This window comes from bacterium, from assembly GCA_035528375.1.
Taxonomy (GTDB): domain Bacteria; phylum RBG-13-66-14; class RBG-13-66-14; order RBG-13-66-14; family RBG-13-66-14; genus RBG-13-66-14.
In genome coordinates, this window is the sequence record DATKYS010000071.1 from 1 (window position 1) to 21,648 (window position 21,648).

Below are 21,648 nucleotides of genomic sequence, written 5' to 3' on the forward strand. Positions count from 1 at the left end.
ACCCAATTGGTCGCAGACCAGCCGGCCGTCGGTCTCGGAGTCCGGGTCGCTCTCGGCGTGGGGCAACAGGAGCGCGTGGACGCCCCCCGCGCCGAGGGCCTTGGCGGCCAGAGCGGCGCTGGTGGCGGAATCCACCCCGCCCGACACGCCGAGGACCACCTTGGAGAATCCCGCCCCCCGGACGTAACCCGCGATCCAGCCGGCCAGGTCCTCCGCCAGCTTCCCGTAATCGCGCTCGAAACGCCTACCCCGTGCCACCGCCCACCTCGCGTAATTCGTTATAAATCCGGACGAAGTCCTCCAGGGAGAGCTCCTGGGCCCCGACGCCGCCGATATAATCGCCCCCCAACTGGAGAGCCCGAATGACCAGATCCGCGAGACGGCGGGAAGCTGTCTGGCCGATTGGGGTGACCCCCGGGCCTTCGACTACTACTACGGCCTGTGGGACGGCCGGATAATCAGCCACGTGACGTACTCGATGATTGCCAACCTGGCCAAGTACGACGACCCGCGGGGTTGGGAGGTCATCCGGGAGGTGTCGGAGCTCGGCGGTCGGGCGAACGAGGTCCGCAACGCCTGGCTGCTGCGCGCCGAGCGCGGGGACCCCGAGGCCCGGGAGTTTTTACTCGCCTCCATAGACGATGAGGATCTGAACCACGGCGCCAGGGATGAAGTCTTCGAGGGTCTGCGCTGCTTCGAGGACGACGAGGTCCGGGCGGTCATCGAGCGCATCGCCTCCGACGAGACCGAGGACCAGTCCCGGCGGTACTACGCCTGGGGGGTCCTGGCCTACTGGCGGGACCCCCGAGCACGGAACTTCTGGCTGGAATGCCTCGCCGGCGAAGATACCACCCGGCGGATTGCGGCGGTAACCGCGCTGTCGAACTACGACAATCCGGAGGTGTGGGAGCTCATCCGCCACGCGGCTGAGAATGACCCCGACCGGCAGGTGGTGAAGGAGGCCCAGAAGCAGTTGGATAAAAGGGAGGGCGAGTAGCCGGTGCTGTAATCGTGGCCTCTGGGCAGGTCGCTCTGAAAAACGTCCCCGCTGCAAACGGCGGGGACGTTGTGTTCAATATTCCGGAGCGGTGAAGCGCATAAAAAGGATTTGCACGCGCGGGGGAGGCTCCTGGGGGGAAGATTTTTCTGCTGGATATTGTCAGTAAATATGGGTATCACTATAAATCTCAACAAGATAAATATGACCGAGGGACACAATAAATATCAACAAGATACGACAATGCCCCCTCGATGCTGGTGGGAAGCCGTTTATCGCGCTGGGCGGCAATCCGATAACTCTGTAGTGGGGGGAGGGAGGGGGAGAGAGGAGGCTTACGAACTCGATCTCATCTCTACGGCAATTTGAGGGCGTCGGGGGGTCAACTGGCCCGTTCTTTCTGAATGTCCATGTAATTTATAACTCTCTCCATAACGGGCTCCAGAGACTTGCTTCCCTTTGAGAGGATAGTGTCAAGAAGTTCATCTTCAAGAGACTTCCAGTCCATGTATTTACAGAGGATAATTTTGTTTCCACCTTTGTAGCGGGTTTCCAGTGGTATGGAGATGGATTCGGTGTGAGGTTGGTTTCTACCACTACAGTCCCACGCATACTCAAAGCGTAGCACGGAACCACCCCGAGCCTGAGTTTTACAGTACAGCTTCAGTATCTCTACTACACGCCCAGGTTGTTTTTGGAACTGGACATAGGGCTCTGGGTATTTTTCCTTTTCTATGACCACGGGATAGAGGTCCTTCAGGGATTCAGTCAAGAGCTCCTTGATGGAGCTGTAGAGGCTGTGCTGTTCGGCCCTCGTATCGCAGACTGAGTCCAGGCATAGCTCATACTGTGTCACCCACAGATGATACTGGCTGAACCTTTTTAACTCGATCCTCCCAAGTAGCTGATTACAGGCAGCGTTTATGGATTCTTGCATGATAAATTCACCTGTTCCGCTTTTTCCGAGGTCGGACCAAGAGGCCACATTGTTGCAACGATACGGTGTTTCAAGGTTTCTATAGACAACACCATGCAGGTTGGAATTGTAGGCTCCTTGGATAGCACCAGCGGATAGAGCACTCCCATCGAAGGAGCTTAAAATGCCTTCCTCGGTTTGGTAGAGGGTCATCCTAAGACGGTCAATGCACCACTTGCTCCATTTCGGAGATAGGCCGAAAGCAGTGACTATCTTGTCAGACAAGTCGGAGAGCAAGAACCTTTGTGTATACATAGACTCCTCCCATACATCAGATAGAACGAGCTCTACCATTTTCTACTTGATGGTTATTTTGCAGTCCAAAGAAAAATACTTACAGAATAACACTCTGTATAACTAATCATAAAAGGGCATAGTACTTCATTTAATACTCTATAATATACTAGAGTATTTATTATTAGTAAGTAATAGTTTATTTGTCTGAAAGCCGTATCGCAAGCAACTGACTTATTTCACACTGAACACGTACCCTGCGACACCTCCTGAATGCGAGGAGTAGAAAAAGGCACATAATGCGTTGATAATAAAGATGTTTGTATAGCAAGAAACATGCTCATCACCCGGAAACTCACGTCGGAAGGATTTTATAAAACGGGAATGTATCTAATTCTTACTCATATTAAGTAGAATGGACTCGGGAAGTAGCGATACCGACATTCAACACTATTATACCACATGTCGAAAAACCCCCCTGAGATAGTCCTACTTCTTCACACATACCGTTGTGGCTCGTTTTACCGCTTGTGGCGGTATTTTCTAATTCGTCGTGGGGTGAGATTTATGTCTTGTTTGTTTAATCGGTCTCTCATACTTCTCTTTGTACTTCTCCCGAATCAGGTCAGCGCTTATCCTTAGTGGCTTTAAATATAGCAGCCCGCCTCCACCAACGAAAAGGCTCCTCCGCGGGGAGGAGCCTTGCGTTTACCCGTGATCATCGGCGGTTCAAGCCCGCCCCGCCCCCCTTAAAAGTCTCTTGTCAGCCATCCCTCTCCAGGTTTATCATAAGTTTAAACTTGAAAGGAGGATTATATGGCTACGATACAAGATGATGCGATCGACCGTTTAGATAAAACAGCTTCTGCTATTCACGAGGCTATAATCAGTAGCCTCCAAGGGGCTTTAAAAAGTGCCTCGAACTTGACAGCGTATGTTGAGCTTTGCAAGCACGAGCTTGAGCTGAATAAATACCTGGCCGTTCATCGGTAGATTAGGTCAGCTTAAGGTTGATAGGGGGCCCATAGGTCCCCTATTATTTTGGTGGGGCGTGGCAAAGCCCCCCGCCTCCACCAATAAAAGAGGCTCCTCCGCGGGGAGGGGCCTTGCGTTATGTCCGCCGGCGGGCGGGATCAACCCGTGTCGGTCTCGACCTGTGGGGTCACGTAGAGGCGCTCGGTCTCGTACCCCACCGCTTCGAGGTGCTGGAGGATGCCCGAATAAACCTCCGCGTCCATCGTCGGGGTGCGGGAAAGAATCCACAGATAGTCGCGGCTGGGATGGCCGACCACGGCCCAACTGTAATCGTCGGCCAGGTCTATTATCCAGTAGTCGCCCCAGAAGAACAGGAAGAAGGTCACCTGCAGCTTGGCGTTGGTTTCCGCATCCACGACGCGGGCCAGGCCGAGGGCGCTGCGCTCCTCGCCGTCGAGGGTCTCATTGCGGCAGGTGTTAAGGACGTCTATGAGCCCGTCGTCGCGCAGGGTGTACGTGGCGGTCGAGGCCACGCAGCCCTCCTGGAAGGACTGGGGGAATCGGGCTATCTCGTACCAGGTGCCCAGGTAGCGTTCGAGCTCGACGTACTCGACCGTTTTGAGCGGTCCCAGCCCCAGACGCTCCGTGGTCGAGATTCCGCAGCCGAGCGCCGTCGCGAAGGTGATGGCAAGAAGCGCCGTGATTGATTTAACGATCCGTCTACGTCTTTTAGAACGGGTTTTCATCGTATTCTCCAGAGGTAAGTCAGCCGTAGTAACTTGTTATTCGGTGCACACATTGGGTGGTGGTAAGGCCGGTGTATCTGCGCCCGAGGGGAAACCTGCGGCGAGGATTGGTCCAAACCGCACCGCGTCCGATCTTAACCGCCACCGTTTTTTAATCCACTCCCGGAGCCGATTTCGCCCAAGTAAATCGGCATCCTCACCGCGTTCGCGACCTCCGGAATCTTTCCCCCGAAAAAAAGGAAGCCCCGGCAGATGGCCGGAGAAGAACCGCCGTCGCTGGGTCACAGGGTAAAGCCGAGGGAGAGGGAGCCGCCCAGGCTGGCGTCCACCTCTCGGGGCCGGATGAGGTTGCTCATCAGCGCCAGGCTCATGTGGAACACCTCGCCGATGTTGAACTCAATCCCGGTGGAGATGATGAACTTGGCCGGGGACGCTTCCTCGAAGAGGGCGTTGTAGTTGGTGCTCATCCCGGCGCGCACGGTGAACATCCCCGCGAGCTCGTACTCGGCGCCCAGGGCGATGCTCAGCTCGTGGTAGGGGACCGCGTCCTCCTCGACCCCGGTCTGCGGGTTGTACCTGCAGGACAGGTTTTCCACGGGGAGGAGGTCCAGGTCCAGCGCCAACCAAAGGCTCTCGACGGGCTCGTAGGCCGCTCCGAGGCGAAGCTCCGGATTTATCCGGGTGGGCTCGAAGCGGGGATCGTCCCAGCCAAGCTGGGTGGGGATGAGATTGCGCGCCAAGAGGCCATAGCGGAACTGCTTGCCCAGGCTCCCCTGAACGCCCAGGTCCATGCTGAAGCCGCTCCCCGTGGTGATGGTGCGCAGGGTGAAGATGTTGTTGAGAATCCAGTTCGAGCCGACGGCGAAGATGCCGGGGTCGAAGTCGGTGAGGTCGGTGTCACTGAGAATGCCGATGGAGTCCCCCCCGCGCTCCCCGTGGATGAACTTGATCGTTCCACCCACGGCGATGTAGTCGTCCCGGGTCAGCTCGAAGGAGTAGCCGTAGCTGAGACCGATGGTGTTCGTCACGATGCCCGAGAGGGTGATGAGGGAGCGGTTATCCTCCAGACCGATACTGTTCCCGGGATTGTCGCCCTTGAATAAATCCCGGTTCGGGTCGTCGGGATCGTAGCCGGGCCAGAGCAGGTCGAACTCCTCGTCGGTCAGGAGCCCCTCGTTGTAGAGGGCGAGGACGTCGTCGGGGGATTGCAGGTATTCGCTGGGGATGAGCCGGGACACGTGGGTGTCCACCCAGGGGCCGACCTCGAGATGGTTTTCGTACAGCCAGGAGATGACCGCCGGACCGACCCTCGTCGCCACGCCGGAGTGCAGGTCCCAGACGATGCCCACGCCGGGCTCGTTGAGGGCGGCGAGGGAGTCCACGATGTCGTCTACGTAACGGTGCGCCTCCTCGGAGTTCTCATCCATGTATTCCTTGAAATCCTTGTAGCTCTCCGGGAAAATGTCTCTGAGATAGTAATACTGGTTCAGCTCGTTGACGTACTGGCTGAGGTTGTCCTCGCCCGAGAAACCGAAGATGCTGTCGGTGGTCGAGAAGTTGACCTGGTTTCCGAAGGCCGCCGGATTCCAGAAGGCGGCGGTGGCGTCGTCAACCAGCGCCACCTGGGCGCCGCCCATCCCCAGGGCCCGGGTGCCGAAGATGTCCATCCCGGCGGCCGGAATCATGAGGATAATCATAGCCAGAATGATTCGTTTCGAATAAATCACGGGTTCGTCCAGTGCGTCTCGCCTCCATTCTAGGGCTTAATTTCCAAGATTACAAATATTTTGCTCCGCACCGCCGACGCCCGCTTCCCTAAAAGTGGTTCAATCCATTGACCAGCCGTGTGCTGCGGCATGAAAAAAGGCCGGCGGCGGGCGGCCTTTTTCCCTTCGGTGCGCTCGGGCGGTGGCGTTTCAGGCCGTCTTTTTCCCCAGGCATTCGTAGTTCGCGACGCGCCGTCTGAGCGTCGAAAGCGATATCCCCAGCGCCGTCGCCGCGTGGGTTTTGTTGTCCCGGTAAAATTTCATGGCCCGTTCGATGTAATCACACTCGACATCGGCCAGGGGTCGTATTTCGGTCGTCCCCGGTCCGCCGCGCTTGCCGGAACCGCCCTCGATCAGCGACGCGGGGTCGAGCTCCCCGCCGGCGGCGAGAATCACCGAGCGCTCCAGGATGTTGCGCAGCTCGCGCACGTTGCCGGGCCAGCGGTAAATCATCAGCGCGGCGAACTGCTCTTCGGGCAATTCACCATAGATGCCGTTGGTCATGTTTTCCAACAGGCTTTTACAAAGAATGGGGATGTCCTCCCGGCACTCCCTGAGCGGGGGAACGTTGATGGTAATGACGGCCAGCCTGTAGTAGAGGTCCTCGCGGAAACGGCCGTTCTTTATGTCCTCGACGATGGGCCGGTTCGTGGTGGCGATGACCCGGACGTTCAGGGGTATATCCACGTCGCCACCCAGGCGGCGAATCCGACCCTCCTCCAGCACGGTCAGCAGCTTGCTCTGGAGTTGGAGGGGCATCTCCGCTATCTCGTCCAACAGAAGGGTGCCGTCCTTGACCAGCTCGAAAACCCCCTTCCGCTGTGATTCGGCGCCGGTAAAGGCCCCCTTTTCGTAACCGAAGAGCTCAGATTCGATGAGGTTCTCGGGGATCGAGGCGCAGTTCACGCTGAGGAGGTCGTCCTTCCGGCCGCTCAGGCGGTGGATGGCCCTCGCCGCGACCCCCTTGCCCACCCCGGTTTCCCCGGTGATGAGAATGGTGGAATCGGTCTGGGCGGCCAGCTCGATGAGCCGCTTGGTCTCCTGAATCGCCGCGGAATCGCCCACGAACTCGTCGGTCTGTCGCGCCCTCTCGAGTTGGAACTCCGTGATGCGGTTGAGCCGTTCGAGCTCGGCCAGGCGGGCGGCCTTGGCCACGGTGAAGTAGAACTCGTCGAGCTCGATCGGTTTTGTAAAGTAGTGGTAGGCTCCGTTCTTGACCGCTTCGACCGCCTCGGAGAGCGACCCGTAGGCGGTGGCGAAGATGACCTTGACCCCGGGATCCGTCTCCCGGATCTGCCGGTCAATCTCCGATCCCAGGATGTCGGGGAGTTTTTGGTCCAACAGGACGATGCTGGGGTTCCAGGTTTTGAAATATTCGAGTCCTTCCCTGCCCGTGGTGGCGTACCGGACGTCGTAGCCCTCGAGGCTGAGACCGTCGCAGGTGCTCTCGCAGAATGCCGAGTCGTCGTCAACGATGAGCACGCGAGTCTTAGTTTCCATTTTCATTACCTCGCCTGAGGGGGATTGATTAGCCTTAATATGTTTGATTGCATTTACGTGTTCATTGTCGCGGCTCTTTGCGCCGGAAGATTTTGTCAAACCCGATTGCCGCCTCCCGTAAGTCGGCCGTTCCGGCGCGGTCCCCGGCTACGAGGCTTTCATACTCCTTGAGTTTTTAAGGGTGTTCTCTATGGTGCTCTTCAGGCCGAAGAGCTCGAAGGGTTTCACCAGGTACCCGTCGCATTCTCGGGTGTCGGGGTTTTGAGGCAGGGCGCTGAGCATCACCACCGGCGTGTCGTAGAGCGAGTGGATGAGCTTGGTGGCCTCGAGGCCGTTCAACTCTCCCCGGAGCATGTAGTCCATCAGGATTATGTCGGGGCGGGTCTTGCCGCACTCTTCCACCGCTTCCTCGCCGGTGGAGAAGACGCCGATTACGTCGTAACCGAGCCTGGAGAGGCGCAGGCTCAGGTCCATGGCGACGATTATTTCGTCTTCCACGATGATGATTTTTTCGGGCATGGGCCGATTCTCCTTGGAGGGGGCGACGTAGTCGTTGTCGTCGGCTCCCCCTATTGAGGTTCTCACTTTTACGTGCCTGTGGAGTTAGGATGCCGTGCCTTTTATATAAGCAATCTTTATGCCTCGGCCTCGGAAGGCGCGTCGGACCATTCCCCGGCGCCGTCCGGAGGGACGTAGTGGGGATGTGCGGCCGTTGGGCGAAATACCGGCGGTCGCGCCCGAACGGGTTGCCTCGACGCACACTCGGACAAAGACCAGCCAAAATGGTCGTTTCAGAATGACGGGGTGGTTTATTCCGCGATGGTATAAAAAAAGCCCCCCGGGCCGGTCGCCGTCGCGCAGTCGTCGGTTACACGACGTACCCCCGCTTCCCCATGATTTTGCGGAAGGTTCCCTTCGATTCCTCGTCACCGATGTTCTCCACTATCTCGTCGAACGTGGCCCGGGCCGACTCCCAAAAACGGGCGGCCTTCTCCGCTTCGCCGGTCCGCTCGTAGAGCGTCGCCAGGTGCACCGCCTCCTCCACCCGGCTGGTTCTGTACGTTTCCATTTCGAAACCGGCCTCGGCGGCGGGCAGGAAATCCCGGAGACGTCCCAGCTCATTCGCGGAGAATTCCCTGCGACGCGCCGTCAGCCCCAGGGCGCTCAGGCGGTAAACGGCCATCTCCTTCTCGTCCATAAACTCGCCCACCTCGGCGAAAAGCGCCTCGGACTCCTCCTCGCGCCCGACCTCGGCGTAGAAAACGGCGAGGGAGAGCTTGACGACCAGGGTCATCCGGTGGGCCCCCACCTCGCCGTAGATTTCAATCGCCCGGCGGAAGTGCTTATCGGCCTTTTCGTACTCCCCCCGCAGGCGGGACAGGGAGGCGAGGCCGTAGTTGGCGTAACCGTCGCCCAGGCGGTTGTCTATGATTGCGTTGATCTCGAGATAGCGGGTGTAGAGCTCATCGGCGCGGTCGAAGCGGCCGAAGGCGGTGTAGATCGAGGCCAGATTGTTGCAATTGACGGCGAGCCCCAACCTGTCGCCGCAGCGCTCGGCGATGTCGTAGGAGCGCAGCAGTAGCTCGAGGGCCGTCCCATACCTGCCCTCTTCCATCTCCACGGTGGCGATGTTGTTCAGCGCGCTCTGCATGCCGAGAAGGTAGCCGTGCTTCTCGTAAAGCTCCAGGGTGCGGCTCTGGTACTCGCGGCCCTCGTCGAGTCGCTTCAGCTCGTTGAGGATGCTGGCGTGGATATTCGCGATGCGGGCGCGGACCTTGTCCGAGGCGAAGTCATCCTCCGGGACTCGGGCGATGACCTCTTCAGCCCGGGAAATGTAGTCCAGGGCCTCCCGTAAATCCCCGCGGAGGTAATGGACCCAGGCGATGCCGTACAGGGTCTTGCCGTGGAGCAGCGAGGGCGGTTCATCCTTCAACAGCGTCAGGGCGTCGTCGTAGTACTCCAGGGAACGGGGGTATTCGCTCAGCCGCTCGTGGGCCGACCCCATGTGCTCCATGATTTCCGCGCGCCCCACGGCGTCGCGGCAGTACCCCAGCGCGGCCGTGAAGAGGTCTATGGATTCGTGCGGCTTTCCCGTCTCCAGACAGACGTCGCCCCACTCGAGGTAGGCCCGGCGGGTGAGGTCCCCGTCCTGCGTGTTCTCGACCGCTTTGGCGTAAAAACGCTTCGCGTCCTCGTTCGCGTAGAGCGACGCGGCGTGTTTTCCGGCTTCGAAGTAGTACCGGGCGGCCTTCTCAGGCGCGCCGCCGTTTTCGAAGTGGTTGGCCACGAGCGACTGGTAGGCCTGGATGCGGTCGGAGTAGTTGCTCTCGATCCACTTCGCCGTCTTCAGGTGCAGCTCGCGGCGCTCCCGGTGGAGCAGGCTCTTGTAGACCGTCTCGTGCAAAAGGACGTGCTTGAAGATGTACTCCAGGTCATCCTCGAAGATGGACTCGAGCCGCCGGTGGATGAGGTCCCGCTTCTCCAGGTCCGCCAGGTAGTCGCCCACCGCGTAGTTCATCAGCTCGGTCACGATTCGCCGCCAGAACACCTCCCCGACGACGGAGGCGCGCTGGATGACCTTCTTCTCCTGGTCGGGGAGGTTGTCTATCCGGGAGCGGAGCACCCCCTCCACGGTGTCGGGAATTTCGAAGCTGCCCTCCTCCTCGTTCGTGTACCAGTGTCCGTCCCGGTATTCGAGGTCCCCCTTTTCGATGAGGTTCTTGATAATCTCCTCGACGAAGAAGGGGTTGCCGGCGGCGAGCTTGATGATGGCCCGCCGTTTGGTTTCGTCCAGCTCCTCGACGGTCAACAGCTCGGACAAGAGTCGGCGCGTGTCGTCGGGGGAAAGGTCCTCGAGATTGATCCTCGTGTGGCGTTCCGACTTCCGGAGCTCCTCCAGCAGGGTCCGCGTGGCCGCTTGGTCCCCGGGCGGGCGGGAATTGATGATAAACAGGCAGCGGGAATCAGCCAGGGACCGGACCAGATGGCCGATGAGCGTCAGGGAGGAGCTGTCGGACCACTGGACATCCTCCATCAGCACCACGATGATTTCCTCTTTGGCCAGGGCCCCCAGCAGCTCCTCCACCACCAGGAGCACCTGGTTGTGAATCTGCCGGGTGTCCTGGTCGTCGGGTGAATCCCCGTCCTGGTTGAGGGCGAGGATTTTCCGCAGGGTGCTCACGGCGTCCACGTCGCCGATCATCCGGCGGCCGAGAATCCTGGACAGCGACGTGGCGAGCTGGTCGGCCATCTCCCTTTGGGGCATGTCGTCCTTGATCCCGGTGGCCTTCTTGATTATCTCGGTGATGGGGTAGTACGGGGGGGCTCCCGCGTAGCCAAGGCAGCGGCCGTGCAGGACCCGGGGCCTCGAGTCCGCCTGGTGGAGGGTGAGGAAAAGCTCCTCCACCAGCCGGGTTTTCCCTATCCCGGCCTCTCCGACGATGGTCACGACCCGCAGCCCCTTCCCCTCCGCCACGTCCCGGTAGATGCCCCGGAGGAGGTCGAGCTCCTTCTTCCGCCCGATCAGGGGAGATGAGAGCCCGGGCACGCCGCGGATCTTGCCCCGCACGACCTTTTCCCCGACGACCTCGTGGCGCTTGAGCTCCGTGCGAAGGCCCTTGGCCCGGATGCGGGACAGCTCCTGGAAGGTGAAGAACTCCTTCGTCTTGCGGAAGACCTCGTCCGAGACGACGACGCCCCCCACGAGGCCGGTAGCCTCCAGCCGGGAGGCGATGTTGACGGCGTTGCCGAATACGTGGTGCGCGCGGCCCGGGGCCTGGGAGTGGTGGCTGACGATGACCTCGCCGAAGTGGACGCCGACGCGCACCTCGAGCTCCAGCCCCTCGTTGATGCCGTAGTTGCGGGCGCTGTCCACAATCCGCAGCCCGGCACGCACCGCCAGCTCGGCGTCGTTCTCGTGGGTCACCGGCACCCCGAACACCGCCATGACCGAGTCGCCGATGAACTTCTCCACCACCCCGTTCATGGCCACAACCCCATCGGTCATCACCCGGAGGCACTCCTCGATTTTGTCCTTGGTCTCCTCGGGGTCGTGGGTGGCCACGAGCTCGGTGAAGTTGCAGATGTCGGCGAAGAGGATGGCGACGTCCTTGCGTTCCTCCTCCACCGTAACCTCGACGAGCGGTTCGCCGCAACCGCCGCAGAAGCGTACGTTTGGTGCGTTTTGAAAGCCGCAGAGGCCGCAGATGATAGGTTCGGTCGTCATAAGAAAGTTGCTACTCGGACTGCACGTACTCCTCCATCAACTGCCGGACCACGAGCTCGGCGTTGTAGGTGCCGATATGAGCCAGGTCGGCAAAATCGTCGGGGTCGCCGCCGTAGGCCTCAACGCTGGTGAAATCCCGCCAGGAAAAGCCCTCGTATTCGATGGAATCCCAGTATTCCATTGCTTCGGCCAGTCTCTCCTCGTACGCGGTATGCTGCCGGAGGAAGTCGAGCAGCATCGGGTGGTTGCCGGTGACGTAGCCGATCACCCTGATGTCGTTTTCGGCGCAGAGGTCCATGAAGAGGTCGAAGTAAGCGATTCGGGAGGGATCAAGCTCAGTGAAGCCATTGTAAATACTGTAGAGTGATTGCATCAGGTTGCTCGAGACCTTGACCGCACTTTTACGCGGCTCCTTTATCATAAAGTCGCCGGTCAAGGGATCGAACTCGTATTTGCTACTGGGTTTGATCCCCGTCAGATGATTCCACAGGGCGGTGAAAGAGTAGCGCATCGAATCGCTGATGATCTGTAGGAGTTCTTCGTGACCGGCTTCAGGGAGGGGCAAATCCTCGATGAGGTAACGACTCAGTTCGGGGACCTGGAGAAGCTGCCGGTGTACGGGCCAGATGTTGCTCAGCAACTCCGGCTCCAGGCCGATGATGATTAACTTGATCGGTTTTCTGTTGTATTCTAAAAGTAATCGTAGTTGGCAGTAATAGTCCTCGGCGCGGGTCATGTTGACGCCGTAGTTGAAGGCTTTTAGTCCGTACTGCTTGAACTGGGCCGTCTCAAGCCGCATCACCCGGCTCGACCCAAAAATAAAGGCATCGTAATCCCGTTTGTTATCCGGATTATAGAGGTAGTCGTTGGTCTTAACGAAGCGGTAATGGGAGGCGACGGGGGTGATAGGTTGTTCGCCCGGGTAAATGTCCAGCGGGTCCACCAGGTACTGAAAAACCAGCAGGGCCAGGATGGGGAGCAGGAAGATCAAGAGACGCTTGAACACGGAAGACACATCCGCTCCTAGAACTGGAAGTAGATGAACTCGGAGCCGCCGAAGGTGCCGAAGAGGAGCATACCGATGACCAGAATATAGTAAATGCTCCAGCGAGCCCAGGTGGGTAACCGTTCTATTTGCATGGTGTGCCGTTTTCTCCGTTGGATCCACTCGATGATTAGAAGGCCGATACACACCAAGATCGGAACCAGGTAAAAGCGGTAGCCGACCTGGCCCGGCATGATCGGGTGGGTGACCATCCGGGCGAGGTAGCCGAAGGCCTGCCCGAGCGAATCGGATCGGAAGAACACCCAGCCCAAGAGGACCAACAGGAACGTCCCCAGCATCTGCCCCGTTTCCTTGAGGCTGGGCAGGAGGCGCTTTTTCGCCACGACGCCGGTGAAGGTCGGCGGCTTCTTCTTCAGAATCATGGGGATGAAGTAGAGCCCGTTCAACAGACCCCAGACGACGAAGGTCCAGTCGGGGCCGTGCCAGAGCCCGCTCACGGCGAAGGTCACCAGGGTGTAGCCAATCCAGCGCGCCTTCCCCCTGAACGGCCCACCCAGCGGGTAGAAGATGTAGTCGCGGAACCAGCTCATCATGGAGATGTGCCAGCGCCGCCAGAACTCGGTGATGTTCCGGGAAAAGTAGGGGCAGGCGAAGTTGGGATTGGTTTTGAACCCCAAGAGCTTCCCCACGCCGATGGCGATGTCCGAGTAGCCGGAGAAGTCGGCGTAGAGTTGGATGGCGTACAGAAAGACCCCGATACCCAGCACCAGGCCGTCCTGGTGGTCGTAGGTCAGGAAGACCGTGTCCACGTACCCGGCCAGAAAATCGGCCACCGCGATTTTCTTCACCAGTCCCCAGAGAATCTGCCGCAGACCGTCCTTGGCCTCGTCGGTGTCGAAGGTCCGGGGTTTCAAAAACTGCGGCAGGAGGTTCTTCGCCCGCTCGATGGGCCCGGCGAAGAGCTGGGGGAAGAAGGCGACGTAGGCGAAATACGCCACGACGTCCCTCGTCGGTTCGCACTTTCTCCGGAAGACGTCTATGGAGTAGGAGAGGGACTTGAAGGTGAAGAAGCTGATGCCCAGGGGGAGGACGACATCCAGGGTGGTCCGGCTCGCCTTCATCCCGAACAGGCCCAGAAGCTGCACCGCCGAGTCGGCGAAGAAATCGAAGTACTTGAAGAATCCGAGGATGCCGAGGTTGACGAGGAGGCTCACCGCCAGGAGCAGTCTCCGTCGCCCCGGCCTCTCCTCGACCGCCAGCCCCCGCCCCACGAGGTAGTCCGTCAGTGAGACGACTATTATCAGGCTGAGGAAGCGCCAGTCCCACCAGCCGTAGAAAAAGTAGCTCGCGGCGAGTAACAGAAGGTTTTGCCAGCGGGGGGGCTTGTGGCGCAGGAGCCAGTAGACGACGACCACCGCCGGGAGGAAGAGGGCGAACTGGAGGGAGTTGAAGAGCATCGTCGTCCGGCGGGTTCGAGTTCCAAACCGAGCCCTATTGTAACAAAACGAAGGTGTGCCTCTGGCGAACAGTTGACGGTCCATCGCTGCGGGCGGGGCGCAATTCTGTTAAAATTTCTGTGAGCCTTGCACATTACGGAGTCCCGATGAGGTACGCCGGTTCGTTGTTGATTCTCGCGGCCGGCCTCGCCGGTGCGTGGAACGTCTCGCCCGTGCCCGCGGGAAGCCCGCCGCCCGAGGGGATCTACCTCGGCCTTTCGGGCGGTTACGAGCTCTACCTGACCCGCGCGACACTGCCGGGGGCCGTCGAGATAGGCGACTCGGACGCGCCGCTCTACCTGGTCTCCTCAATCGAAGGGCCGGTGCGCCTGCCGGACGTCGTCCTCGTCCACGGCTTTTTACCCGATGGGAGCGCCGTCTGCCGGCTGACGCGGGAGGAGATTTTTCGGCTCTGCGGCGACCCGAATCTATACTTCCGTGAGCTGATGCCCGTCGTGCGCGCGCCGGAGAGGCCGACGCCGGCCGGGTTCTTCACGGTCCAGGGGGGCCTTACAGACGAGCTGGTGGAGGAGGTGGACCTCGCGTCCATCATGGCCTTTGACGAGGACCTGGCCGCCTTCCGCACCCGCTACGCTACCAGTGATGGTAATTTCCAGGCCCAGGATTACCTCGCCTTCCTCCTGGAGGAGTACGGGTACGAGGTGGAGAGGGAGTCGGCCTTTTTCGGCGACCTGTACCACCTCTCGGCGGACGGGGATTTAATCGCCATGGCCGGAGGCACTACTTTTTTTGATATCGGGGGCTGCTTCTTTTCCGTTGACTCCGGCGAGGACTTCGCCTTCTACCGGCCGACGCGGGATGTCCAGTCGGTGGGCTTGGGCGGGGTTCAGGTCTTCTCCCCCGACGTAATTCACTACGCGAGCGATAAGTCCTACTGCCGCTCCACCGACGGCGGGGATACCTGGACCGAAACGGAACTGTTGGACGACGAGCTGGACCGTATCTTTTTCATGTACTTCGCCGACGAATCCACAGGGTACATTTTTGCCATCTCGGGTCAGGTCTACCGTACGTCCGACGGCGGTTCGAGCTGGGAGCTTCGTGGAACGATGCCGAGCCAGGCGGTCGCCGCGGCGTCGCCCGTGGGTAAAGCCGACGTCGTCATCGCCTCAACGGGGAACGGCAGAATCCTGCGCAGCGCAGACGGAGGGGTGAATTGGGAGCGGGTTTACCTGGACGACTTCTGGGACGCCTGCTTCGCCTTCGCCTTCGAGGACGGGGAGCGCGGGTTGGGGGTGGGCGACTGGGTATTCGCCACCGACGACGGCGGCCTGACCTGGGAGAGGGTCGAGAATCCGAACGCCGACGCGGTCCACATAGCCGTATCCAGCGTGGGCCCCGGTGAATACATCGTCTGCACCGAGGATGCCGCCTATTATACGGACGACGGGGGCGGGAGTTGGGAAGATTACCGCATCGGTGGTTACACATATGACTATTCAATATCGGACATGGAGTATCGGGACGGCCGCATGTGGTTCCTGACTTTACAGTATCCCGGTTACACCGACGATTTGAATCAAGACTGCACGTGGCTGCGAGAGTGGTACACCGGACTTACTGAAGGGCCGGTGCTTACCAACATTATAGGTGAACGGCTGGGAACCCTTCGTCCCGACGAGTACGTCTACGCCACCGCCCACTACGACTCTATCAGCGGGGATTCGGACCCGATGGAACTGGCCCCCGGGGCCGACGACAACGGCTCCGGCTCGACGGCCCTCCTGGAGCTGGCCCGCGTCCTGGCGCCCTACGAGAACCGGCGCACCCTGCGGTTCGCCTTCTTCGACGCCGAGGAGTGGGGCCTGTTGGGAAGCCAGCACCACGTCAACCGCCTCGCCGCCGACGGCTGTGACGTGCTGTGCGACATCAACCTCGACATGGTCGTTTGGAGCGACGACCCCGAGGTGCAGGAGGACCTGGAGGTTATCGGACGTTACAGGGACGAATGGCTGGTTGATCTTGTAATCGAGGACTGCGACCGGTACGGCGACGGCCTGACCTGGGTTAAATGGCTGAATGGAAGTGGTGCGTCTGATCATCAATCTTTTTGGAATGCTGGTTACAACGCGATAGAAGGAATAGAGGACTCCCCCATAACTTATCCTTACTACCACTCAAAAGACGATGATTACCCCAACATCGAGGACCACTTCCCCTTCACCCGGCAGGTGACGCGGGCGACGGCGGGGGCGCTGGCCCGGCTCATCGGGCTCGTCAAACCGCCCGAAGGGGAAGGCCCGGTCGGAACCTACGCCTACCCGAACCCCTTCCGGGGCGCGGAACACGACGCGGTCACCTTCGCCAACCTCACCCCGCACACGGAGATTTCCGTCTTCGACGCGGGCGGGGCGCGGGTCTTCCAGGCCACGGCGGACGGCTCCGATTTTATCTGGGAAGTCGTTAATTCTTCGGGACTTGCGCTGGCCTCGGGTATTTACCTCTACCTCTTAAAAACGCCGGACGGGGCGGTCACCACGGGCAAGCTGGCCGTTATACGTTAGTTTTTTATTTACAAGTCGAAGAACGGGTGATATGATTCCGTCGCTCTAGCCGTAATTGGGCTAGGGTTGTCGAGAGGGCGGCCACCGGCCGTCCTGCGGAAGGAGGGGCATCCCTCCAAAGTGGAGCGCCCGCGAGGCGCCATAGAGAAATGAGGTCCGAGAGTGAAGCTGTTCGTAGGGAGCTTGAGCTGGGACACAACCGACCAGTCGCTTCGTGAGGCGTTTGAGCGCTTCGGCGAAGTGGTCGAGGCCAAGGTAATCACCGAGCGTGATTCCGGTCGGTCCCGGGGTTTTGGCTTTGTGACTTTCACCGATGACGAGGCGGGGAGAAACGCCATATCCGAGATGGACGGTGCCGAGCTCGACGGTCGGACCATCCGTGTGGATGAGGCTCGCGAGAGAAAACCGCGCGACGACAGGTCCGATCGCTAGACAAGCGCAAAACCAAGCGAACGGGGGAGAGGCCGAGCCTCTCCCCTTTCATTACGCATTTTTCCAAGATAGATTCCGGGTTCCCCTCTATTCCGTCCTACCGGGCGATGATACGGCGGTGCGTCAGGCCGCCCCCGGCGCTCTCCAACTTTTCGCGTGCGTTTCGCCGCCCAAACCTGATCTCAATCGGGAAGGGTAAAAAAACGGCCCGGTGCGGGCCGTCGTTGATTAAGAAAAGACTCCGACTATCCGAGCCCGTCCTCGCCGTGGCTCTCGTGACCGCAGGAGTCGCCCAGGTCCATCCTCTCCAGGTCGGGGCAGGAGCCGTCCTTCCGGCAGCGGTAGTGGGCGATGGCGGCCCGTAGGGCGTCGGTGGCCAGGTTACTGCAGTGCAGCTTGATCTGGGGCAGGCCGCCCAGCGCTTCCGCGACGTCGTTCCGGCTGAGCTTTTCCGCCTCGTCAATCGTCAGGCCGATGACCATCTCGGTGGTGATGGAGCTGGTGGCGATGGCGGCGCCGCACCCGAAGGTCTTGAACTTGCAGTCGGTGATGCGCCCCTCGGCGTCCACCTTGATGTAAATTTCCATGATGTCGCCGCAGGTGGGGTTGCCCACGCGGCCGATGCCGTCGGCGTCGGGAATTTCGCCCACGTTGCGCGGGTGCTGGAAGTGGTCTATGACCTTTTCGGTGTAGGATTCCATGTCCTCTCCGGGTAGAATTACCGCCCTCAGTATGCCATCTTTTTCAGATGTTTACAATCCCCATCGTATTTATCGTCTAATCCGAATATCGCCGCTTCCCGCCGGTCGGCGTCGGAGTTCCGGATAAGCTACAGGTCCCGCTCCTCGACCCGGCAGTCGTAGAGCTCCGCGCCGCATTCCGCGCACTTTGTGTCGTACCAGGTGAACCTCGCGCCGCATCCGGGGCAGCGCCAACGCCCGGCCTGCTCCGCCAGCCAGGCGTCCAGGCCCTTTTCTCTTATCGTTTCGAGGTTCTTCAGGATCACGGAGTGGTGGGGGTGCTCGTCCGCCTGGAAGTTTTTCAGGATTTCACACGGGTACTCGCCGCACTCGCAGCAGGAGCGTATCCCCCGGTTCCGCGCGCAGAGGCGCATCCCGCAATCGGTGCAGAACACCGCCGTGGTCTGTGACCGGCAGCCGAAGCAGGCGAGCTCCTCCGGCTTCATCCCCCACTCGGCGGCCCGCTGTTCCACGTTTCCCCGCTCGTTGGCCAGGACGACCGGGCAGGCGCCGCAGTAGAGGCCGCAGTAAGTGTCGTAAATCGGCTCCATCCGCGCACCCCCTACAGGCGCGGCAGGGAGTGCTGTATCTCGTAGCCTGTGACGACCTGGCGGTAGGAGTCCCACTCGATAGTCTTGTTCGCGATGAACTTCTCGAAGACGTGATCCCCCAGGGTCTCCCGCATGAGGTCGCTCTTCTCGAAGACGTGGATGGCTTCGGAGAGGCTTTCCGGGAGTTCCTGGATTTCCGAGCCGCGCTGCCCCGCGTCGTACATGTTCTCCTCGGTGGGCTCGGTCAGCTCGTAGGCGCCTTCCACCCCCTTCATCCCCATGGCCAGCATCGCCGAGAAGGCCAGGTATGGGTTGCAGGCGGGGTCGGGGCTCCGCAGCTCTATCCTCGCCGACTGCGGGGTGTTGTAGTGCGGGACCCGGACCAGGGCCGAACGGTTCCTGTGCCCCCAGACGATGTAGCACGGCGCCTCGTAGCCGGGGACGAGCCGCTTGTAAGAGTTGACCCACTGGTTCAGCACCAGGGTCGCCTCCCGGATGTGCGCCAGAATCCCCGCGGTGTACTTGAACGCGAAGTCGGAGAGGTTCAGCCCCGGCAGGGGCGAGGAGCCACCTTCCCCCACGAAGAGGTTCTTCCCGTCCTTGAAGAGGGACTGGTGAACGTGCATCCCGCTGCCGTTCTCCCGGAAAATCGGCTTGGGCATGAAGGTGGCGTGGATGCCGTACATCCGCGCAACCTCCTTTATCAAGAGCTTGACCAGCATGACCTGGTCGGCCATGACGAGGGCGTCCGCGTAGCGGAGGTCAACCTCGTACTGGCTGGGGCCCACCTCGTGGTGGTTCAGCTCGCCCCGGATGCCGAGGCCCTCGTCGCCCAGCATGGCCAGGGTCTTGTCGCAGACGAAGGCGGTCTTGGAAATCAGGCTCGCGTCGTGGTACCCGCAGTGGTCCAGCGGCTCGGGGTCCCTCTCGCCCTTGACGTAGAAGAACTCCAGCTCCGGGCCGACGTAGAAGGTCGTGCTCTCGGCTTTCAGTTTATCCAGGTTCGATTTGAGGACGAAGCGGGGGTCGCCGGGGTAGGGGGAGCCGCCGGGCGTGAAGAGATCGCAGAACACCAGGGCGTACCGGAGCTCCCGGTTGCCGAACTCGACCGGAAGGACCTTGAAGGTGTCCAGGTCGGGCACGGCCACCAGGTCCGACTCGTTGATGCGGGCGAAGCCCTCGATGGAGGAGCCGTCCACGCCGAGGCCCTCGCCCGCGGCCTTGTCAAGCTCCGCGGGCAGGATGTTGAAGCCCTTGAGGTCGCCGATGATGTCGGTGAAGCAGAGCCGGATGAGCTGGACGCCCGATTTCTTGACGAGCCCTTTGATGTCCTGGAGAGTGTTCATGGGATTGTCCTTGCGTGATTTGTACTTCAGACAAGGGGTTTAAACCCCCTGTTCATCAGAGGTCGGATTTTGGCTCACACCGCGGACCAAGTCAAGCGCGGAAGATGCCGGTTCGCCGCAGAGGCCGCGGCTTTTACGGTTTCGCCGTCGCGGATGCTCGGGCTCACTCCCGTTGACAAGACGCTCGCCAACCGATACTATTCACGCGTTTTGAGACGTCAATAAACCCACAAGGAGAACCGACGATGGCCGACAAGAAGGCTGACCTGGCGGGACCGGGCATTAGCACGTACGAAGAGGTGGAGAAGATTCTCCCCGCGGACTACAAGCCGATCCTACCGCCCAAGGAGAGGATGAAGGCCCTCTTCGCGATAAAGAGCTACATCGAACAGAACCTGTGCAAGGAGCTGAACCTCTTCATGACGCAGGTCCCCCTAATCGTGGACCGCGAGAGCGGCGTGAACGATTACCTGGACCGCGACGGTTCCCGCACGCCCATCGAGTTCAACTGCGGCCTCGGACTCAAAACTCCCATCCGCGCCCAGGTGGTGCAGGCCGCCACCAAGTGGAAGCGGATGGCCCTCAAGGAGTTCGACTGCAAGGTCGGCGAGGGCCTCTGCACCGACATGAAGGCCGTGCGCAAGGACTACTTCCTCGACCACGACCACAGCTCCTACGTGGACCAGTGGGACTGGGAGAAGGTCATCACCGCCGAGGACCGCAACCTGGATTACCTGAAGGACACGGTGCGCAAGCTCTGGAAGGTCATCCTCGGCGCCGGCAAGCTGGCCCAGGAAATGTACCCCCAGCTCAAATCCAGCAAGTACCCCGACTTACCCGAGGAGCTCACCTTCCTCCACGCCGAGGAGATTCTGGACATGTACCCCGACCTGCCGCGCAAGCAGCGGGAGACGAAAATCATCCAGAAGTACCCCGCCGTCTTCATCATCGGCATCGGTTGGGTGTTGAAGGACGGGTATCCTCACGAGATGCGGGCCGCCGACTACGACGACTGGGTCACCGAGACCGTCTCCGCCGACGGCAGGCCCATGCACGGCCTCAACGGCGACATCCTGGTCTGGAACCCGGTCACCAAGCGCCGCCACGAGCTCACCAGCATGGGCATCCGCGTCACCAAGGACACCCTCCGGCAGCAGCTCAAGATAACCGGCCAGGAGGATTTCCTCAACCTGCCGTACCACAAGGCGATCATCAACGACCAGATTCCGTTGAGCATCGGGGGCGGCATCGGCCAGTCGCGCACCTACATGTACCTCTTGCGCGCGGCGCACCTGGGAGAGGTCAGCGTCACCGTCTGGCCCAAGCAGCTCAAGGACATCTGCGCTCCGCGCAACATCCACGTGCTGGAATAGCCGTATCTGGTAACGAAAAGGCCGCCTCCGGGCGGTCTTTTGCGTAAAAAGGTGAAGCGGGCGCTATTCGAACTCAGCTTTTATTTGACCCCAGGAGGTTTCCCGCACGTCGGAGTGGGCGGCCAGGTAGCAGGCGGCGTTGGCCAGGATGAGAAAACCGTCCCCGGTCCAGCCGCGCGGATCATTACACACGTAATCCAAACCGACGACGGTGTTGCCTGCGTTTATGGCGATGCCGGGGTAGAGGGGGAAATCGGCGATTTCATTGGCCCCGGGACGGAGCTCAAGCGGGAAATGGCTATACACATCGCTTAGATGGGACACCCCCTCAAAAATCGGGTGCTCGGGCTCGAGGATGTTCAAATCCTGGTAATCGTAGACTATAAATTCACCGGGTATAGGTCCGTAAGGCGCGTACTCATCCGCCGCCCAGCGACCGCCTATGCCCCACCAACTCCCGGGGTCATAAAAGAGCATCTCAGAGATACATACCACACAGCCGCCGCCGTCCACATAGTCGGCCAGGTTGTCACCGAACTCATCCGGTTCCTCTGTATGTGTTCCTCCTATGAAGAGCGCATCGAAGTTGCGCATCAACTCAAGAGACGGCGTGAAATCCATGATATGAATAAAGTAAACATCATCGAAGCGCGGGTCGTCACGCACGTACTCAACCACTTCCGACCAGTATTGGTAAAAATCCCCCACCAAGAACACGGCGTCCAGGCCGGCGAGAGCGACCAGCGGCAGCACGAGCATC

Annotated in this window: 19 protein-coding genes; 5 read left to right on the plus strand and 14 right to left on the minus strand. The window is 60.2% G+C overall.

Features of this window, described 5'->3' with window-relative positions; translation table 11 throughout:
- Positions 1–258: NAD(+) synthetase (locus VM054_05100; GenBank protein ID HUT98438.1), on the minus strand; the 258-nt coding region annotated here is incomplete at its 3' end.
- Entirely contained in the window at positions 245–466 is a 222-nt protein-coding gene (locus VM054_05105) for a hypothetical protein (protein ID HUT98439.1), read from the minus strand. The genes VM054_05100 and VM054_05105, both read right to left, overlap by 14 nt.
- Here VM054_05105 and VM054_05110 point away from each other — a divergent pair, their 5' ends adjacent.
- Positions 467–997 carry a HEAT repeat domain-containing protein gene (locus tag VM054_05110; protein ID HUT98440.1) on the plus strand — a complete coding sequence of 177 codons (531 nt, stop codon included), beginning with the start codon at positions 467–469 and terminating at the stop codon, positions 995–997.
- 382 nt (positions 998–1,379) lie between these two features.
- Here the strand turns inward: VM054_05110 and VM054_05115 are convergent, their stop codons facing one another.
- Positions 1,380–2,267, minus strand: a complete 888-nt coding sequence (locus VM054_05115; GenBank protein ID HUT98441.1) for a hypothetical protein — start codon at positions 2,265–2,267, stop codon at positions 1,380–1,382.
- 756 nt (positions 2,268–3,023) lie between these two features.
- Between VM054_05115 and VM054_05120 the strand changes: the two genes are divergently transcribed.
- Positions 3,024–3,200 carry a hypothetical protein gene (locus VM054_05120; protein ID HUT98442.1) on the plus strand — a complete coding sequence of 59 codons (177 nt, stop codon included), beginning with the start codon at positions 3,024–3,026 and terminating at the stop codon, positions 3,198–3,200.
- Positions 3,201–3,340: 140 nt separating this feature from the next.
- Here VM054_05120 and VM054_05125 read toward each other — a convergent pair whose 3' ends face one another.
- The 7 genes from VM054_05125 to VM054_05155 form a co-directional block, all read right to left on the minus strand.
- A complete protein-coding gene (locus tag VM054_05125; protein ID HUT98443.1) occupies positions 3,341–3,928 on the minus strand; it encodes a lipocalin family protein in 588 nt (195 codons plus the stop codon).
- Positions 3,929–4,209: 281 nt separating this feature from the next.
- Positions 4,210–5,655, minus strand: a complete 1,446-nt coding sequence (gene traF / locus VM054_05130; GenBank protein HUT98444.1) for a conjugal transfer protein TraF — start codon at positions 5,653–5,655, stop codon at positions 4,210–4,212.
- Positions 5,656–5,844: 189 nt separating this feature from the next.
- Entirely contained in the window at positions 5,845–7,194 is a 1,350-nt protein-coding gene (locus VM054_05135; protein ID HUT98445.1) for a sigma-54 dependent transcriptional regulator, read from the minus strand.
- Between the two features lie 147 nt (positions 7,195–7,341).
- Entirely contained in the window at positions 7,342–7,779 is a 438-nt protein-coding gene (locus tag VM054_05140; protein ID HUT98446.1) for a response regulator, read from the minus strand.
- 283 nt (positions 7,780–8,062) lie between these two features.
- Positions 8,063–11,419, minus strand: a complete 3,357-nt coding sequence (locus tag VM054_05145; GenBank protein HUT98447.1) for a tetratricopeptide repeat protein — start codon at positions 11,417–11,419, stop codon at positions 8,063–8,065.
- Between the two features lie 10 nt (positions 11,420–11,429).
- A complete protein-coding gene (locus VM054_05150) occupies positions 11,430–12,434 on the minus strand; it encodes a hypothetical protein (protein HUT98448.1) in 1,005 nt (334 codons plus the stop codon).
- Between the two features lie 8 nt (positions 12,435–12,442).
- Positions 12,443–13,882 carry an MBOAT family O-acyltransferase gene (locus VM054_05155; GenBank protein HUT98449.1) on the minus strand — a complete coding sequence of 480 codons (1,440 nt, stop codon included), beginning with the start codon at positions 13,880–13,882 and terminating at the stop codon, positions 12,443–12,445.
- A 146-nt stretch (positions 13,883–14,028) separates the two neighbouring features.
- Between VM054_05155 and VM054_05160 the strand changes: the two genes are divergently transcribed.
- Both VM054_05160 and VM054_05165 read left to right on the plus strand, forming a co-directional pair.
- On the plus strand, positions 14,029–16,446 hold the full coding sequence (locus VM054_05160) for a M28 family peptidase (protein HUT98450.1): 2,418 nt from the start codon (positions 14,029–14,031) through the stop codon (positions 16,444–16,446).
- A gap of 162 nt (positions 16,447–16,608) precedes the next feature.
- Complete coding sequence (locus VM054_05165) at positions 16,609–16,878, plus strand: RNA-binding protein (GenBank protein HUT98451.1); 270 nt, start codon at positions 16,609–16,611, stop codon at positions 16,876–16,878.
- A gap of 245 nt (positions 16,879–17,123) precedes the next feature.
- Here the strand turns inward: VM054_05165 and nifU are convergent, their stop codons facing one another.
- From nifU to VM054_05180, 3 genes are all read right to left on the minus strand, one after another.
- Positions 17,124–17,579: a Fe-S cluster assembly scaffold protein NifU gene (gene nifU, locus VM054_05170; protein HUT98452.1), complete on the minus strand. Its 456-nt coding sequence runs from the start codon at positions 17,577–17,579 to the stop codon at positions 17,124–17,126.
- Between the two features lie 128 nt (positions 17,580–17,707).
- Positions 17,708–18,169 (minus strand): DUF3795 domain-containing protein, encoded by a 462-nt coding sequence (locus VM054_05175; GenBank protein HUT98453.1) that lies wholly within the window; start codon positions 18,167–18,169, stop codon positions 17,708–17,710.
- 11 nt (positions 18,170–18,180) lie between these two features.
- The gene (locus tag VM054_05180; protein ID HUT98454.1) at positions 18,181–19,515 is read right to left on the minus strand and encodes a glutamine synthetase family protein; all 1,335 of its coding nucleotides are present in this window, start codon (positions 19,513–19,515) and stop codon (positions 18,181–18,183) included.
- A gap of 245 nt (positions 19,516–19,760) precedes the next feature.
- Here VM054_05180 and asnA point away from each other — a divergent pair, with 245 nt between their 5' ends.
- A complete protein-coding gene (gene asnA, locus VM054_05185; GenBank protein ID HUT98455.1) occupies positions 19,761–20,888 on the plus strand; it encodes an aspartate--ammonia ligase in 1,128 nt (375 codons plus the stop codon).
- Positions 20,889–20,951: 63 nt separating this feature from the next.
- Here asnA and VM054_05190 read toward each other — a convergent pair.
- Positions 20,952–21,648: hypothetical protein (locus tag VM054_05190; protein HUT98456.1), on the minus strand; the 697-nt coding region annotated here is incomplete at its 5' end.